At 58.1% G+C, this 15,128-nt stretch carries 18 protein-coding genes and 1 tRNA gene; 4 read left to right on the top strand and 15 right to left on the bottom strand.

All coding sequences use genetic code 11. The annotated features are described in order from the left end of the window. Nucleotides 1–7: 7 nt before the first annotated feature. From iolE to AC2FEE_RS04660, 9 genes are all read right to left on the bottom strand, one after another. Nucleotides 8–907: a myo-inosose-2 dehydratase gene (iolE, locus tag AC2FEE_RS04620; RefSeq protein ID WP_496863380.1), complete on the bottom strand. Its 900-nt coding sequence runs from the start codon at nucleotides 905–907 to the stop codon at nucleotides 8–10. Beyond that, nucleotides 904–2,736, bottom strand: coding sequence for a 3D-(3,5/4)-trihydroxycyclohexane-1,2-dione acylhydrolase (decyclizing) (gene iolD, locus AC2FEE_RS04625; protein WP_496863382.1), 1,833 nt, complete (start codon nucleotides 2,734–2,736; stop codon nucleotides 904–906). The genes iolE and iolD overlap by 4 nt, the downstream gene beginning before the upstream one ends. An 86-nt stretch (nucleotides 2,737–2,822) precedes the next feature. Further along, on the bottom strand, nucleotides 2,823–3,644 hold the full coding sequence (locus AC2FEE_RS04630) for an ATP-binding cassette domain-containing protein (RefSeq protein ID WP_496863384.1): 822 nt from the start codon (nucleotides 3,642–3,644) through the stop codon (nucleotides 2,823–2,825). A gap of 1 nt (nucleotide 3,645) precedes the next feature. Then, on the bottom strand, nucleotides 3,646–4,752 hold the full coding sequence (locus tag AC2FEE_RS04635; RefSeq protein ID WP_496863385.1) for an ABC transporter permease: 1,107 nt from the start codon (nucleotides 4,750–4,752) through the stop codon (nucleotides 3,646–3,648). 66 nt (nucleotides 4,753–4,818) lie between these two features. Beyond that, nucleotides 4,819–5,739, bottom strand: a complete 921-nt coding sequence (locus AC2FEE_RS04640; RefSeq protein WP_496863386.1) for a sugar ABC transporter substrate-binding protein — start codon at nucleotides 5,737–5,739, stop codon at nucleotides 4,819–4,821. Between the two features lie 122 nt (nucleotides 5,740–5,861). Next, a complete protein-coding gene (gene iolG, locus AC2FEE_RS04645) occupies nucleotides 5,862–6,875 on the bottom strand; it encodes an inositol 2-dehydrogenase (RefSeq protein WP_496863387.1) in 1,014 nt (337 codons plus the stop codon). 139 nt (nucleotides 6,876–7,014) lie between these two features. Further along, a tRNA-Arg gene (locus AC2FEE_RS04650) sits at nucleotides 7,015–7,091 on the bottom strand. A gap of 21 nt (nucleotides 7,092–7,112) precedes the next feature. After that, nucleotides 7,113–7,589 (bottom strand): GNAT family N-acetyltransferase, encoded by a 477-nt coding sequence (locus tag AC2FEE_RS04655; RefSeq protein ID WP_496863389.1) that lies wholly within the window; start codon nucleotides 7,587–7,589, stop codon nucleotides 7,113–7,115. A 1-nt stretch (nucleotide 7,590) separates the two neighbouring features. Next, nucleotides 7,591–7,902, bottom strand: a complete 312-nt coding sequence (locus AC2FEE_RS04660) for an ETC complex I subunit (RefSeq protein ID WP_496863390.1) — start codon at nucleotides 7,900–7,902, stop codon at nucleotides 7,591–7,593. 152 nt (nucleotides 7,903–8,054) lie between these two features. Here AC2FEE_RS04660 and uvrB point away from each other — a divergent pair, with 152 nt between their 5' ends. Further along, entirely contained in the window at nucleotides 8,055–10,241 is a 2,187-nt protein-coding gene (gene uvrB / locus AC2FEE_RS04665; protein ID WP_496863391.1) for an excinuclease ABC subunit UvrB, read from the top strand. 30 nt (nucleotides 10,242–10,271) lie between these two features. Here uvrB and AC2FEE_RS04670 read toward each other — a convergent pair whose 3' ends face one another. Next, a complete protein-coding gene (locus AC2FEE_RS04670; protein WP_496863393.1) occupies nucleotides 10,272–10,679 on the bottom strand; it encodes a hypothetical protein in 408 nt (135 codons plus the stop codon). 167 nt (nucleotides 10,680–10,846) lie between these two features. Then, nucleotides 10,847–11,110: a hypothetical protein gene (locus AC2FEE_RS04675; RefSeq protein WP_496863395.1), complete on the bottom strand. Its 264-nt coding sequence runs from the start codon at nucleotides 11,108–11,110 to the stop codon at nucleotides 10,847–10,849. Between the two features lie 251 nt (nucleotides 11,111–11,361). Between AC2FEE_RS04675 and AC2FEE_RS04680 the strand changes: the two genes are divergently transcribed. Further along, nucleotides 11,362–12,069 carry an ORF6N domain-containing protein gene (locus tag AC2FEE_RS04680; RefSeq protein ID WP_496863397.1) on the top strand — a complete coding sequence of 236 codons (708 nt, stop codon included), beginning with the start codon at nucleotides 11,362–11,364 and terminating at the stop codon, nucleotides 12,067–12,069. On the opposite strand, the gene AC2FEE_RS04685 is transcribed toward AC2FEE_RS04680, so the two are convergent. Then, entirely contained in the window at nucleotides 12,066–12,419 is a 354-nt protein-coding gene (locus tag AC2FEE_RS04685) for an MmcQ/YjbR family DNA-binding protein (protein WP_496863398.1), read from the bottom strand. The genes AC2FEE_RS04680 and AC2FEE_RS04685 overlap by 4 nt on opposite strands. Before the next feature lie 57 nt (nucleotides 12,420–12,476). Continuing rightward, nucleotides 12,477–12,899, bottom strand: coding sequence for an excalibur calcium-binding domain-containing protein (locus AC2FEE_RS04690; RefSeq protein ID WP_496863400.1), 423 nt, complete (start codon nucleotides 12,897–12,899; stop codon nucleotides 12,477–12,479). A 125-nt stretch (nucleotides 12,900–13,024) separates the two neighbouring features. On the opposite strand from AC2FEE_RS04690, the gene AC2FEE_RS04695 reads away from it, so the two are divergent. Then, nucleotides 13,025–13,528, top strand: coding sequence for a HugZ family pyridoxamine 5'-phosphate oxidase (locus tag AC2FEE_RS04695; RefSeq protein WP_496863402.1), 504 nt, complete (start codon nucleotides 13,025–13,027; stop codon nucleotides 13,526–13,528). On the opposite strand, the gene AC2FEE_RS04700 is transcribed toward AC2FEE_RS04695, so the two are convergent. Then, nucleotides 13,513–13,920 (bottom strand): universal stress protein, encoded by a 408-nt coding sequence (locus tag AC2FEE_RS04700; RefSeq protein ID WP_496863403.1) that lies wholly within the window; start codon nucleotides 13,918–13,920, stop codon nucleotides 13,513–13,515. The two genes, AC2FEE_RS04695 and AC2FEE_RS04700, sit on opposite strands and share 16 nt — an antisense overlap. 65 nt (nucleotides 13,921–13,985) lie before the next feature. Next, complete coding sequence (locus AC2FEE_RS04705) at nucleotides 13,986–14,312, bottom strand: antibiotic biosynthesis monooxygenase family protein (RefSeq protein WP_496863404.1); 327 nt, start codon at nucleotides 14,310–14,312, stop codon at nucleotides 13,986–13,988. A gap of 124 nt (nucleotides 14,313–14,436) precedes the next feature. Between AC2FEE_RS04705 and AC2FEE_RS04710 the strand changes: the two genes are divergently transcribed. After that, a complete protein-coding gene (locus AC2FEE_RS04710; RefSeq protein WP_496863405.1) occupies nucleotides 14,437–15,120 on the top strand; it encodes a hypothetical protein in 684 nt (227 codons plus the stop codon). Nucleotides 15,121–15,128 lie beyond the last annotated feature (8 nt).

Below are 15,128 nucleotides of genomic sequence, written 5' to 3' on the forward strand. Positions count from 1 at the left end.
CGGTGAATTACGCCGTGATTTCCAATCCCGCCTGTCCGCAGACATCAACGATGTGGTCATATCCCATCTTGGAATACTCATAGGGCGGCGCCTTTGCAGGGTCCTGTTCAGCCTCGACCACGATCCAGCCGTCGTAATCCATCGCCTTGAGCGCATTCGCGACCGCCTGGAAATCAATGCAGCCATCGCTGGGCACGGTGAAGGCACCGGCGATCACCGCATCAAGGAAGCTGCGATTGTTCTCACGCGTATCCTGCACGATGGACGGGCGGATATCCTTGAAATGCACGTGATGCACCCGGTCACCCCAGCGGTTGAGGGTTGCCATGACGTCACCGCCGCTGAACAGCAGGTGGCCGGTGTCGAAACACAGCCGCACCTCGGGGCCCGAGCCCTCCATCAACCAGTTCACGTCATCCTCGCTCTCGATGATCGTACCCATGTGATGGTGATAGGCCATCGGCATGCCCTGATCGGCCATCCATTTTGCCAGTTCGGTGAGTTTTCCGGCGTAGTCCAGAACCTCATCCCTGGACAGCTTGGGGCGGTCATTGACCGGGGTTCCGATCTGGCCCTGCACGGTGTTGGAACACTCAGCATAAACAATACAGGGGCTATTCAGGGCCACGAACTGTTCGACCTGTTCACGCACAGCTTCGCGTTCGGTTGCGCAGTTGTTGACCAGCGTGTTGCCCGAGCACCACCCCCCGCATAGCGCGATATCATTGCCGTCAAGATAGGCCCGAAGGCCGTCGGTGTCGCTGGGCATCCGCTGGCCGCGTTCCACACCGGTATAGCCGATCTCGCGCGCCTCTTTCAGCGCCTGCTCCATGGTATAGGCCGCCGTCAGATCCGGTAGGTCATCATTCTGCCACGCGATCGGAGAGATCCCGATTTTCACGCTCATTTCGTGTTTCTTTCCTTGATTGCGACTTCGTAGGCCGCGCGTTTTTCATTCACTGCGGGGCGGGTGCTGACCTCAGGAACGGCCACCTCCCACCATGTGCCGCCATATTCGGTCGAGGGGTACGGATCGGTGTCGATGACCACCACATAGGGCCCTTTGACAGCGCCCCGCTTGGCCAGCGCATCCTCAAGCTCAGCAATCGAGCTGACCTTGACCGAAGTAGCCCCCATCGCAGCCGCATGTGCGGCAAAGTCGATAGCCGATGGCGTTTCATGCACCGCATGATCCAGCAGATTGTTAAACTCGGCCCCACCGGTACCCATCTGCAGCCGGTTGATGCAACCAAACCCGCGATTGTCGGTGATCACGACGGTGAAGGAAATTCCCATCATCGCGGCCGAGGCCATTTCCGAGTTTGCCATCATGTAAGTGCCGTCGCCGGTAAAGCAGATCACGTCACGTTCAGGCTGGGCCATCTTGATGCCCATTGCCCCGGCGATTTCGTAGCCCATGCAGCTGAACCCGTATTCCATGTGATACGACCCGGGGCGCGGTGCTTTCCACAGCTTGTGCAACTCACCAGGCATGGTACCCGCCGCGCACATTACGACAGTATCGTTGTGCGAGGCGCGCTGAACCGCACCCACCACCTGCATATCGGTCGGCAGCGCGTTGCCGTCACCCGGCATATCGGTCAGCTTGTCGACCTTGCCGAACCAGTCAGCCTTCAACGTGTCGGCCACCGGGTCGGCACGATATCCCTGCAAAGCCGCGCCCAGCTCTTGCAACCCAACGCGCGCGTCGGATTGCAGCGGCATGGCGCCGTGTTTCTCGGTATCATAGGCAGCAGTGTTCAGGCAGATCATCTCACGTTCGGGGTTCGAAAACAGGCCCCACGAACCGGTGGTGAAATCCTGCAACCGTGTGCCCACGGCAAGCACCATATCGGCGGCAGAGCAGACGTCATTGGCAGGTTCACCACCGGTGACACCGATGGGTCCCAGATTCAGCGGGTGATCCCAGGCCAGGGCTGATTTACCGGCCTGCGTTTCGGCAACAGGGATATTGTGCGTCTCAGCAAAGCTTTGCAAAGCATCAGTTGCGCCCGAGTAATGTACACCGCCTCCGGCGACGATAACCGGACGCTTGGCCGCTTTGATCGCCGCGACGGCGCGGGTCAGTTCTCCCTCATCCGGGCGAATGCGGCGCTGATACCAGACGCGCGGCTCAAAGAAGCTTTCGGGGTAATCATAGGCCTCGGCCTGCACGTCCTGACAAAAGGCCAACGTCACCGGTCCGCAATCAGACGGGTCGTTCATCGTACGAAATGCACGCGGCAAAGCGGTCAACAAGTGTTCGGGTCGAGAGATGCGGTCGAAGTAGCGACTGACCGGCTTGAAACAATCATTTGCACTGATCGTACCGTCGCCAAAGCTCTCTATCTGCTGCAGCACTGGATCAGGACCGCGGGTTGCAAACACATCGCCCGGCAAAATCAGAATCGGCAGGCGGTTTACATGTGCCAAGGCCGCTGCAGTCACCATGTTCGTAGCCCCCGGCCCGATCGAGGACGTGACGGCCATGGCCCGCGTGCGGCGCATCTGCTTGGCATAGGCAATCGCGCAATGCGCCATGGTTTGTTCGTTATGACCGCGATAGGTTGGCAGGCTGTCTTTGACAGTATGCAACGCCTCGCCCAGTCCTGCCACGTTGCCATGGCCAAAAATGGCCCAGACCCCAGCGATGAACGGCTCTCCGGCCTCGTTCATCTGCGCACCCAGATAGCGCACCAAAGCTTGCGCTGCGGTCAGTCGGACTGTCTTGCCCATTGTGATCCCTTTCAACACAAGGCCATTTAGGCCAATTCCGCAATTTCGATAGATTTCGGGCCTCCGGCCCCAGAGGGGGAACGGTGTTAAACCGTTCCGCCCAGAGACCCTTCCAGCTGGGCCATTTCCTGCCCCCCTGCCATCAGGTCCTGCAATTCTTCGGGTGTGATTTCACCCCTTTTGGCCGTGCCCAGAGTTTTGCCCCGGTTCAGCACGGTAAAGCGATCACCCACCGCCAGTGCATGGCGCACGTTATGACTGATAAAGACCACGCCAATACCCTGATTGCGCACCCGGTCAATTGTGGCCAAAACGTTCGAGGTTTGACGCACGCCCAAGGCAGAGGTCGGTTCATCCAGGATCAGGATTTTCGCACCAAAGTAGACGGCTCTGGCAATGGCAACAGTCTGACGTTCACCGCCCGACAATGTGCCAACTGCCTGATCCGGTCCGCGCAAGTTGATGCCCATCTTGCGCATCTCTTCCATGCAAATGTCATTGGCAGTGTCCACATCAAAGCGTTTCAGCAGACCCTTCCCCTTGGTGGGTTCGCGACCCATGAAGAAGTTGCGCGTCACGCTCATCAGCGGGATCATAGCAAGATCCTGGAACACGGTCGCGATGCCCGCCTCCATCGCATCCCGGGGCGTATCGAAATGCAGTGGCTTGCCTTCAAAGTAAATCTCACCCTTGGTTGGTTTATGCACCCCGGACATGGTCTTGATAAAGGTAGATTTGCCCGCACCATTGTCGCCCAGAAGACAATGGCATTCGCCCGGTTTAACATCAAAACTGACACCCGCCAATGCGATGATATTGCCAAAGTGCTTTTCGATATCCTTCATCTGTACGATTGGCGCCAAATCATTGGTGGCATCGCCATGATGGAACTTGGTATCTTCAGTCATATCAGCGCTCCCCGGTTACGCGTTTGCGGATTGCGTTGTTGAACAGAACAGCGATCAGCAGCATGCCCCCCAGGAAGACCTGAAACCAATCCTGATCGAAATCTGTGTAAGTCAGGCCGATGACCACCATGCCAAATATGATCGAGCCGAAGAACGCGCCAATGGCCGAACCATAGCCACCTGTCAGCAGGCAGCCGCCGATCACCGCGGCAATGATCGCCTCGAACTCTTTCTGGAAGCCCCGGCGCGCGTCAGTCGATCCCGCATCCATCACTGTTATGATCGCTACCAGCGCGGCGCAGCATGCCGTCAGCATGAACAGCGAGACCTTGACGCGGTTCACCGGCACACCCGAATTTGACGCGGCCGTCTTGTCGCCGCCAGATGCGAAGATCCAGTTCCCCGCCGGAGTGCGTAGCAGCACGTAGGTCGCGGCCAACGCCATTACGATGAACCAAAGAATCTCAACCGGAATACCCGGAACTTTCGGCGCACCGCTTTTGAACGTGTCGACGATCCCATTAGCAGCCAGCCAGCTAAACAGGCTGCTAAACGCCTCGCCCGAGAAGAACGGCGCGAGCCAGTCATTCTCAACAGCATCCCGCACGCCGCGCAGCTGGGTCGACCCACCGGTTGCCATTTTCAAACCAACCAGAGACAGGCCCCTTAGGATAAACAAAAAAGCCAGTGTCACGATAAACGAAGGCAGGCCGGAACGGATCACGATATTACCGTTTACGGCGCCGACCATGGCCGCGAATACGAAGGTCATTGGGATTGCAACAATCAGCGGCAATTGCCAGGTTACCACGCAGACGCCGAAGAACAGACCGGAAAAGGCGACCATCGAACCGATCGACAGGTCAAATTCTCCACCGATCATCAGAAGTGCCGCACCGATGGCGAGAATACCCAGCTGCGCCGCAGGTGTCATGAAGTTCATCACCCCGGCCAGGGTGAACATCGAGCTGTCCGCGGTGATCGCGAAGAAGATGAAGACCAGAATGACACCGGCCATGGCGCCAAGCTCGGGGCGTTTCATTAACTTGGTCAGAAACGGTTCGCTTTTGACCCTTTCGTCGGCTGCAACGGGCGCTGACTGACTCATGCTCTTCTCCCATTTCGATGGAAACGGCGCAGTGGGCGCCGTTTCGTTTATCAATGCCCAAGGCGTTTAGCGAATGCCCTGCGACGACAGTTCAATCACCTGACCGGCCTTGTCCGCAGTCACCAGGTTCGGACCGGAAGGAACGTCGCCACCCGGCATCAGACCGTATTTGGCGTTCAGCCCCATGAAGTTCACCGCCAGGTAACCTTGCAGGTATTGCTGCTGGTCGATAGCAAAAGCCGCATCGCCATCAACGACTGATTGAAGGAAATTGGCCGACAGGTCGAAGGAAGCGACATTCACGTCCCGGCCCGAGGCCTTGACGGCCGCAACAGAAGGCTCACCCGCCGAGCTGGCGCCCAGAGCCATAACGGTGTCGACACTTTCATCTGCCGCCAGTGCAGCAGCCACTTTCGATTCGATCTCGGACGGATCGTTCGAGGTCGGCAGAACGGTGACGTTGCCACCAAACCCCTCGGCAAAACCTTCGCAGCGCAGGTCCAGCGACACGTTGCCCACTTCGTGGTTCACACAGATCGCGTTGCTGCCGCCCATGGACGCCAGTGCTTCGCCTGCGGCCTTGCCGGCATCGTACTCATCCTGACCGACATGCAGCAGGGCACCAAGATCCTTAGCAACTTCAGCGCCCGAGTTGATCGAGATCACCGGGATACCCGCGGCAACCGCACGTTCGATTGACGGGCCAAGCGCGTCCGCATCTGGGATCGATACGATAAGCCCGTCAGGCTCCTGGTTTACGGCAGCGTCGATCAGTTGCGACATGGCCACCATGTCGAAGGTCTCGGGTGCGCGGTATTCCACGTTGACGCCGACATCCTTGCCTGCCTGCTCAACGCCGTTTTTCACGACGTTCCAGAACGCGTCATTTGCCTGACCGTGCGACACAACTACGATTTCCTGCGCAAATGCAGGCGTGGCCAAGGCCAAAGCACCGGCAGCCAATGCGCCTTTTACGAACTTATTCATTTGGTCTCCTCCCATAAGAACAGTCTGTCTTTTGCCGGGGCTTCAGCCCCAATCATTCGGATCCACCGAATCTCCTCCGCTCCGATAACTGGCGGAGCTTGCCCCAGTTTCTAGATATCGGGTCATTTTGCAACCGGTTTCAAAACGTCGGCCAGTGTGACCGCCTGCCCAGACTTTGCGGAACGGCTCGCGGCCTCGGCCATTGCCAGGGCGGCAACGCCATCCTCCAGCGTCACCGGCATCGCCGAATCGGTCAGCACGGCCTGAACGAACGCGTCCCATTCCGCGCGATAGGCGGGCATGTAGCGTTCCAGAAAAAAATAGGTCGGCTTAGCTCCCGTGACGCCATCGGCCGTCGATTTGACCACAGCATTTTCCAGAATGTTATGGGCTTGCAGCATCCCACCCGAACCCAGCATCTCTATCCGCTGATCATAGCCGTAGACCGCCCGCCGCGAATTCTTGATCACCACGATCTTGCCATCGGCATAAGTCATTGTGACCACGGCAGTATCCACATCCCCTGCACGCCCGATCTCGGGGTCGACGATCGAGGAACCAACAGCGGTAATCCGTTCGGGCAACTGGCCCATCAGGTAATTCGCCATATCGAAATCATGAATCATCATGTCCCGGAACAGACCGCCGGAAACCTTGACATAGCTGATCGGCGGCGGGGCCGGATCGAAAGAAGTGATCGACAGCATCTCGGTCGTGCCGATTTCGCCATTGTCTGCGGCCGACTTCAGGGTCGTGAAGCTGGGGTCAAACCGGCGGTTGAACCCGACCATTACCGGCTGGCCGGTTTCCGCCGCAACCGCCTGACACGCCAGCGCCCGTTCAAGGCTAAGGTCAACGGGTTTTTCGCACAGAACCGCCTTACCGGCCTGTGTGGCGGCTTCGATCAGGTCAGAATGGGTGTCTGTCGGCGTCGCGATCAGCACTGCATCAATTGATTGGTCTGCGATGATATCCTGAGATTCGCGTGCCGTTGCCCCCTGTTCCGCAGCAAGGCTTTCAGCCGCATCGGAAATCGCGTCGGAAACCGCGCAAAGCTGACTTTGAGGATGCGCGGCAATGGCCTGCGCGTGTACCCGACCAATGCGCCCGGCGCCAAGCAGTCCGATTCTCAGCATGCGGCTCTCCCGATTCTCTTACTTGGCGTTACAATGTTTCCTTTTGCAACCGGTTGCAATATTTTTTTCGACGCAAAGAGTCCGCAACGCAAAATCACGTGGGTTCTGCGGTGATGAGGCTTGCAGCGAATAAGATGACTGGCGATCCCGGAAGGACTCGAACCCTCAACCTGCTGATTAGAAGTCAGCTGCTCTATCCAGTTGAGCTACGGGACCGCTGCGCCCTTCTTGCTGTTTTTACGGGCGGGGTTCAAGACCCAAGCGCATGAAGGCGCTGTTTGGGTCGGCCTCGTACCCGAAGATCGGACCGCAATAGGAATATCCCAACGCCTCATAGAGTTTGCGGGCCGCGTCATAATCCGCCAGATGCGCAGCACCCGTTTCTAGAACCAAGGCCGAAACACCTTCGGATCGGGCCAAATCCGCAAGATGCTCCATCATCGCACGGGCTAGTCCGCGCCCACGGGCTTGTGGCAGGATATGCACCGATTTCACCTCGGCCGTACCATCCGGCAAAGCCTTGAGCGCGCCACACCCCACCGGCTGAGCATCATCGTATAGCGCCCAGAACCGTACCCCCGGCCCGGCCAGAGCCTGGGCATCCATGGTGTGATTACTTTCCACGGGCCCAGCGGTTTCGCTATGAGCAAAATGCGCCTCTACTACCGGGCGCAACGCGTCCGAGGTCGGGTCAGCCTCACGGACGTAGATCAACTCAGTGGGTCCAGGGACCACGCCGGTCGGTGGCAAAGTTTTCGCCGTAGCCACGGGCGCGTAGATTGGGTCTACGCTTGTGAGGCTCGCTGACCTGCGCATCAATCCCGTTGTCCTTGGCGTAATCCAATGCCTCTTCCTTGGTATCGAATTTCAGGCGTACTTGGGTCTGCGTGTCGTTCGACGAGGTCCAACCCATCAGCGGATCAACCTCTCGTGAGGACGCGGGCGCATATTCCAGAACCCACTTGCGGGTCTTGGCCATCCCCGAGGTCATCGCGTTTCGCGAAGGCTGGTAAATCCGTGCGCGCATGTCGCCTCTCCGTACTCACTTGGCTGGGCATGTTTATGCGTCAGACACGCGGCGCGGACAAGTCCGCAATTGTCGCAATGTAAGGCTTTGGAAATGCCCCCTTGAACAAGAACAAAAACAGATCAAAATCAGGCGCGAAAGGAATCCCCCTTATGGCCTATGCTCATTCCGACAAGACCCAGCTGACTGCCGAAGATGTCCGCGCCCGCCTGAAGCTGGAAGGCGGCAAGGAATTTGTCATGCATACCGAGTTTGCGCCAGCCGGCGACCAGCCGACAGCGATCAAGGAACTGACCGGGGGTGTGCTGGACGGTGAACGCGATCAGGTTCTGCTGGGTGCGACCGGGACGGGCAAGACCTTCACCATGGCCAAGGTGATCGAGGAAACCCAGCGCCCCGCCATCATTCTTGCGCCGAACAAGACGCTGGCGGCGCAGTTGTACGGAGAGTTCAAAGGGTTCTTCCCCGAAAACTCGGTCGAATACTTCGTGTCCTATTACGATTACTACCAGCCCGAGGCATACGTCGCGCGGTCTGACACCTATATCGAGAAAGAATCCCAGATCAACGAACAGATCGACCGGATGCGCCACTCGGCCACGCGGGCTCTGTTGGAGCGCGATGATGTGATCATCGTGGCCTCGGTGTCGTGCATCTACGGTATCGGCTCGGTCGAAACCTATGGGGCGATGACGCAGGACCTGAAAGTCGGCAAGGAATATGACCAACGGCAAGTGATGGCTGATCTGGTGTCTCAGCAATACCGCCGCAACGATCAGGCGTTTCAGCGCGGATCGTTCCGGGTGCGCGGCGACAGCCTTGAAATCTGGCCCGCCCACCTTGAGGACCGCGCCTGGAAGTTCTCATTCTTCGGCGAGGAACTGGAAACCATCACAGAGTTTGACCCCCTGACCGGCGAACGCGCCGCGAATATGGAACAGGTCCGCGTCTACGCCAATTCCCACTACGTGACGCCGAAACCAACAATGCAGCAGGCGATCATCGGCATCAAAAAGGAACTGCGCATCCGGCTTGACCAACTGGTCGGCGAAGGCAAACTGCTGGAAGCGCAGCGTCTGGAACAGCGCACCAATTTCGATCTGGAAATGCTTGAGGCCACGGGCGTCTGCAACGGGATCGAGAACTACTCGCGCTATCTGACCGGCCGCGCGCCGGGTGAGCCGCCCCCGACCCTGTTCGAATTCATCCCCGACAACGCCATCGTGTTTGCCGACGAATCCCACGTCAGCGTCCCGCAGATCGGCGGCATGTACCGGGGCGACTATCGCCGCAAATTCACGCTGGCCGAACACGGGTTCCGCCTGCCGTCCTGCATGGACAACCGACCTTTGAAGTTCGAGGAATGGGACGCCATGCGCCCGCAATCCGTCTTCGTCTCGGCCACCCCAGCCAAGTGGGAGATCGAACAGACCGGCGGCGTCTTCACAGAACAGGTGATCCGCCCCACCGGCCTACTGGATCCCGAGGTTGAAATCCGCCCCGTGTCGATGCAGGTGGACGACCTGCTGGACGAGGTGCGCAAGGTCGCCGCCGACGGCTACCGCACGCTGGTCACCACGCTGACCAAACGCATGGCCGAGGACCTGACCGAATACCTGCACGAACAGGGCATCAAGGTCCGCTACATGCATTCCGACATCGACACGCTGGAACGTATCGAGATTCTGCGCGACCTGCGCTTGGGGGCATTTGACGTGCTGATCGGCATCAACCTGCTGCGCGAAGGCCTCGACATTCCCGAATGCGGGCTGGTCGCCATTCTGGACGCGGACAAAGAGGGCTTTTTGCGCTCTGAAACTTCTCTGGTGCAAACCATCGGCCGCGCCGCGCGCAACGCCGACGGGCGGGTGATCATGTATGCCGACAAGGTCACCGGCTCCATGGAGCGCGCGCTGAACGAAACCAACCGCCGCCGCGCCAAACAGATGGCCTATAACGAGGAACACGGTATCACGCCTGCGACGGTGAAAAAGAATGTCGAGGACGTTCTGGCCGGTCTCTACGAAGGGGACGTGGACATGAACCGCGTCACCGCCACCATCGACAAACCGATGCACGGCGCCAACCTCGAGGCCCATTTGGACGGCCTGCGCGACCAGATGCGCAAAGCCGCCGAGAACCTGGAATTCGAAGAGGCCGCCAACATCCGGGATGAGATCAAACGTCTGGAAGCGGTCGATCTGGCCATCGCCGACGACCCCATGGCGCGCCAATGGGCCGTCGAGAAAGCCTCGGAAGACGCGGTGAAATCGCGTGGGCGGTCAACGGCTGGCAGGCCGGGGCAGCGGGGCGGGAATGTGAAGCGGCGGAAGCGGTAAGGCACCGCTTCGCATTCTTAATCTATCTTTTCAATAGCTGATAAACCACTCATTGAGATCGCTTTTGACTTTGCTGAATTTCAGGTCACGACCAAGAAAATAGACCTTCGAACACCACTCCTCGCCCTTGGTCAATACCGAAGCACGGCACAGTTCGTTACCTTTGACCGCCCAAGTGCCGCTATCCTCCCAAGAGCCATCGTTTGCTGCAGAGTTCTGTTTTCCGTTCTTTTTGAACGTCCAGGTCCACCCGGGATTTTTGAGTGTACGCCCTGAGACGACTTTTTTGATCGAGGCTCCATCCATTTGCTTTGCCCCCAGAGCTTTTAGTTGTGACACCTTAGTTGCGCTCTGAAACGCCTCAGCGTTGTCCGCACGCGCTTCGAAGCCAACTGGCGCCAAAACAATGACAAATGCAGCGATTTTCACTAATTTCATCGTTAACCTCCCAGCCAAAATCAATGTGAACAACCGGATTCTGATAGCACAATTTCCCCTGTTCTTCAAAAAATCGACCTACCACGCACGAGGTCCAAAGCGCCATTCACTGGGTTCTCAGATCTTCGTGCCGGGAAAAGAGGGCGGGAAATTCCCCGCCCGGTAACTCACCCTTTGTCCCAATGTGCAATCACGTCGTACCCAAGCGGTTTCGGCGGACCTTCCATGAATTCAGCGAAATTGCCCCATAGCTCGGCCACTTTGGGTGCGTTTGCGTTCGAGGTCTCTTCACTTTCCACCACCGAGATCACATAGCCAGAACCGTCCTCGTTCATAACGTTGGTAAAGCAGTGCATACCCGGCATGCCCATAATTTCAGATTTCAATTCATTCATTTTCGCCGTCGCCGCTTCGCGCGTACCGGGTTTCATTTTAAATTGGGTAATACGTGCAAACATCATATTCCTCCGTCATTTGGCAAAACTGCCATGGGTCGCAGCCGGAACGGCCCCGCCGCGCGCACCCTAGCACGACGGCGTCGAATCTCGCATTGTTGCGCGGGTTTTAAAGACATTTTCAACTGTACGCCTCACCGTAACCGGGCAACTGACACTTCAAGGTTGCAGCCCAGCGCAGGCTGCTTCACGTTTGAGATCACACATTGTGATTCCAAACGGTGCCCATGACCAACTCCAAGAACCTGCCCAGCACGCATGAGGTCCAAAGCGCCATTCACCGGGTGCGCGGCACCCGTGTGGTGCTGGCCGAGGATCTGGCTCAGTTCTACGGAAAATCCGTCAGCGCCTTCAATCAGGCCGTGTCGCGCAACAAGGACCTGTTCGAGGGATACCGCTTTCAGCTGACCGATGCCGAGGTCGCCGATTTGCAATCACAGAATGTGATCTCAAAACCCAAAGGCCGCGGTGGGCGGCGGGTCAATCCTTGGGTCTATACGGATTACGGCGTGGCCATCGCTTCGGCCCTGTTCAAGGACCCGCGCGCCATCAAGATCACGCGGATGATCACCGAGGCTTTTGTCGACGGGGCAAATGCCCTGGTCGAGACCCCGCGCAGCGTGCCGGAAATCCTGCCGCCCGAAGACGCCCCTGCCCCGCTGCTGCCCAATGGCGAGCAGTTGCGTGATCTGGCCGAAAACATCCTCGATTCCGGCCAGCAAAGTCTGGTCGACTACATCGCCAACCCCACCACCAAACGGCAACAGGCCGTAGCGATGATTATGAAAACCCTGGCCGAAACAGCCGGGGAAGAGGTGCGCACCCAACAGGAACGCCTGCGTCTGAGCATCGCCGAGCGGTTGGCAACCGGTGACTACACCGATGATGACGACCGCAAACGACTGCTGGAATTGCTGCACGCGATGAAGGGTTAAACCCCCAGCTCGGCCCGCATCTTCTTGGTCAGCTTGGCCACGACCAGATCATAGGACGTCACGATATGCTCACACAGTGAGGCATCGCTCATGCCGCGTTCTTCATAGACCTGCAGCCATTTCATCCCGCGCGATGCCAGATAAGGCGCTGGGCGGATACCGGGTTCGTCACCCAGCACCTCAAAGGCCAGATCGGTGGCCTTGAAGGTGAAGGCGTCTTTGCCGTCGTTCCAACCGCAGATCGCAAAAACCTTGCCACCCACTTTCCACACATCCGCATTGCCCCACTGCACCACATGGCTGGTGGCTTTGAGGCTGGCGCAGAAGGCGTTGAATTCATTACGGGTCATGGCCCAACTTTGGCGACAGATCAAAATTATGCAAGCGCCGACGCAGCAATCAGCCGATCACGGCCGCACAAACTTGGCGGTTCCGACCGTTCGTGATGGGCGTGTGCCAGCCTGTCGCGGAACCGTGCCGGAAACCGGGGTCGGCGCGATGGTTTCGCAGGCAACTCCATCGCCATCGGGATCGTTGCGTGGATGATACCCTGGCCCTCCGGCCAAAAACGGTCCCGGCACAACCGATTCAACTGCATCACACCCCGCCAGGGCAATCAGATGAATCAGGGCCTCTTCGCGTTGATAGCCGGATGTGCGCAGATAAACCGCCACAACAATACTCAGGGTCGTCAAGGGCAGCATGAGTACCATGATCAGTATCCGAACCGGAGACAAAGCGCGTTTGCGCAAGGCGTCTGCACGTTTCTGGCGCCTCGATACCTTGGGAATTATCGTGTCTGTTTCTAGCTTGGGCTTGTTGACTGGCATATCCTTCCCCTAACCCGGCTTTGTGGCGAAACCGAGGCCCGGGGACAACCGGCAACAAGGCCTCGCGCCGGACAAATGAAGCAGCTAAGTTTGGCCCGTTGCAGACATTCCGGGACACAAAAGCCATGGCCGAAGCCACCCCCATTCGTCCGGCCGATGACACGGCCCGCAGTTTGGCCCGCGAGTTAGTTGACGGCGCGACCTTTGGGGCCCTTGCCACCTTGCAACCGGGCAAAGCGGCGCCCTCGGTTTCGCGTATCGCGCTGGCAACGGATAAGGGCGGTGGGCTGGTGACCCTGATCTCGACGCTGGCGGATCACACGCGCGCCCTGCACGCCAATCCGGCCTGCGCGTTGCTGATCGGAGAGCCGGGAGAGACCGGTGATCCCCTGACTCATCCGCGCTTGACCCTGCACGCCGAGGCCCGGTTCGTTGCGCGTGATAGTTCAGAGAACGGTCAACTGCGCACAAGGTATCTGACCCTGCGGCCCAAAGCGAAGCTCTATGTCGATTTCACCGATTTCGGCTTTGTGCGGTTCAACATTTCAGAGGCCGTGTTGAATGGCGGCTTTGGCAAGGCCTGGCGCCTTGCCCCGGCCGACCTTGTACCCGATCAGCGCACCACGTGAACCGCGCAGGCGGCGTGGCGGACCACATGGTTCGCGGTTGAACCCAGAAGAAGATCCTGCATACCCGGCCGATGCGAAGCCATGATGATCAGGTCTGGCTTGTGAGCATCCGCCCAATCCAGAATGGTGCGCCCGGAATGCCCTTCAATGACCACACCGGTTGCGTTAGGTAGTTTCTCCGCAAGTTCATCCAACTCAGTCTGAATCGCCTTGCGGGCTTCGTTCAGGTATTCGGGCGGCATATAGGAGATCGCATAGTTTGGGATGTGCTCGACCACATGCAACAAAGTCACCTGAGCGTCCGGCGTCGACAGAATCTCGGCCAGTTTCAGGGGGCCGGAGATATCCCGTTCGGCATCAAAAGAAATGGGAACAAGAATGTTATGATACATGACGCGCACCTCCGTTTTCCTGCACCCACCTTGGGCGAGGCCGAGTGTTAAGGCTTTGATCCAAGTCAGGAACTGCCAAAAGTTTCAGCCACGTCATACATCACCGGTTCAAAGCTTTTGCATAGCTCGTTGATCCTGCGGTTACGGTCGCGCATTTCAGGGGTGCGTAGCATGGCCAGAAAATCCTCGCGGCGTTCCCATTGTGAATAATTGGCAATCCGCGTCTGGGCATCGTTCACATGCAGTCCGGCCGAGATAAATCCCGGCTGTTTCGAGATGAACTCGGCATAGGCGTCGGTCAGCGCCTCTAACAGATCGTGGCAGGTGCCGGGCGTCATTTCAAAGGTGGTGATAACTGTCTGAACGCTCGCGCTCTTGGAAATCTTCGGCATCTGGATTCTCCTTATTGTTTCACAAGCTTAACACAGGAATTGCAAAGGTCTCGTGTTTCCTTTGCAGCCGAAGTCTCTTTGCCGGTTCTCAAAAAATGACCGAATTACTAACCATCCGTTAACCATGCTGGCGGATTCTGCGCGCATGTGCCGGATCGCCCTTCTTTTGTCTCTGCTGCTTGCCGCCGCTCCGGCATGGTCCGGGGCGTGGCTGCAGGAGAAGGGAGCGGCATTTACCGCAGCTTCGGTAACCGCCTTCAAAGACCCCGGCGGCGCTTATGATTACAAAACAGGGCTATACGCAGAGTTTGGATACAGGCCGCACCTGACAATCGGGCTGGATTTCGAGGAAAACCGCGATCTCTATGGCCACGCGCTTATGTTTGCCCGGCTTCCGGTCGCCGATTTCGATAAATGGGGACGTTTTGCAGTCGAGTTCGGGGCAGGCGCTCATCACCGGCACCGGGACGCCTGGGCCATGTACAAGCTCACAATCTCTTATGGCAAAGGGTTCCAGACCGGATGGGGGGACGGCTGGGTGGCCGTCGATACCGCTTTGGAATTGCGCACGCATGACGCCCTGTATCGCAAACTGGATATCACCGCAGGTCTGTCCGGGGATCGTCTGTTGAACCCGCTGATACAGATCGAAACAGCCTATACCTCCGACCATTCGCTGTATTGGAGAGCACGGCCCTCGGTCATGATCCGAACAAGGAATAGTTCGACAACGTGGGTGCTGGGACTCGAGCGCAATGATACACGCAGCGATACGGGGCTGAAGCTGGCGATCTGGAATGAGTTCTGAGGCAGGCG

The sequence above is a fragment of the Ruegeria sp. YTSC199 genome (assembly GCF_059609725.1).

What these genes read in the sequence shown, in the direction of transcription:
- iolG (WP_496863387.1), bottom strand. Translation starts at nt 6,875, where the DNA reads ATGCTGAGAATCGGACTGCTTGGCGCCGGGCGCATTGGTCGGGTACAC.
- AC2FEE_RS04690 (WP_496863400.1), bottom strand. Translation starts at nt 12,899, where the DNA reads ATGCCAGTCAACAAGCCCAAGCTAGAAACAGACACGATAATTCCCAAG.
- AC2FEE_RS04710 (WP_496863405.1), top strand. Translation starts at nt 14,437, where the DNA reads ATGCTGGCGGATTCTGCGCGCATGTGCCGGATCGCCCTTCTTTTGTCT.
- AC2FEE_RS04705 (WP_496863404.1), bottom strand. Translation starts at nt 14,312, where the DNA reads ATGCCGAAGATTTCCAAGAGCGCGAGCGTTCAGACAGTTATCACCACC.
- AC2FEE_RS04630 (WP_496863384.1), bottom strand. Translation starts at nt 3,644, where the DNA reads ATGACTGAAGATACCAAGTTCCATCATGGCGATGCCACCAATGATTTG.
- AC2FEE_RS04635 (WP_496863385.1), bottom strand. Translation starts at nt 4,752, where the DNA reads ATGAGTCAGTCAGCGCCCGTTGCAGCCGACGAAAGGGTCAAAAGCGAA.
- AC2FEE_RS04675 (WP_496863395.1), bottom strand. Translation starts at nt 11,110, where the DNA reads ATGAAACCCGGTACGCGCGAAGCGGCGACGGCGAAAATGAATGAATTG.
- AC2FEE_RS04670 (WP_496863393.1), bottom strand. Translation starts at nt 10,679, where the DNA reads ATGAAATTAGTGAAAATCGCTGCATTTGTCATTGTTTTGGCGCCAGTT.
- iolE (WP_496863380.1), bottom strand. Translation starts at nt 907, where the DNA reads ATGAGCGTGAAAATCGGGATCTCTCCGATCGCGTGGCAGAATGATGAC.
- AC2FEE_RS04695 (WP_496863402.1), top strand. Translation starts at nt 13,025, where the DNA reads ATGGCCGAAGCCACCCCCATTCGTCCGGCCGATGACACGGCCCGCAGT.
- AC2FEE_RS04685 (WP_496863398.1), bottom strand. Translation starts at nt 12,419, where the DNA reads ATGACCCGTAATGAATTCAACGCCTTCTGCGCCAGCCTCAAAGCCACC.
- iolD (WP_496863382.1), bottom strand. Translation starts at nt 2,736, where the DNA reads ATGGGCAAGACAGTCCGACTGACCGCAGCGCAAGCTTTGGTGCGCTAT.
- AC2FEE_RS04660 (WP_496863390.1), bottom strand. Translation starts at nt 7,902, where the DNA reads ATGCGCGCACGGATTTACCAGCCTTCGCGAAACGCGATGACCTCGGGG.
- AC2FEE_RS04640 (WP_496863386.1), bottom strand. Translation starts at nt 5,739, where the DNA reads ATGAATAAGTTCGTAAAAGGCGCATTGGCTGCCGGTGCTTTGGCCTTG.
- uvrB (WP_496863391.1), top strand. Translation starts at nt 8,055, where the DNA reads ATGGCCTATGCTCATTCCGACAAGACCCAGCTGACTGCCGAAGATGTC.
- AC2FEE_RS04680 (WP_496863397.1), top strand. Translation starts at nt 11,362, where the DNA reads ATGACCAACTCCAAGAACCTGCCCAGCACGCATGAGGTCCAAAGCGCC.
- AC2FEE_RS04700 (WP_496863403.1), bottom strand. Translation starts at nt 13,920, where the DNA reads ATGTATCATAACATTCTTGTTCCCATTTCTTTTGATGCCGAACGGGAT.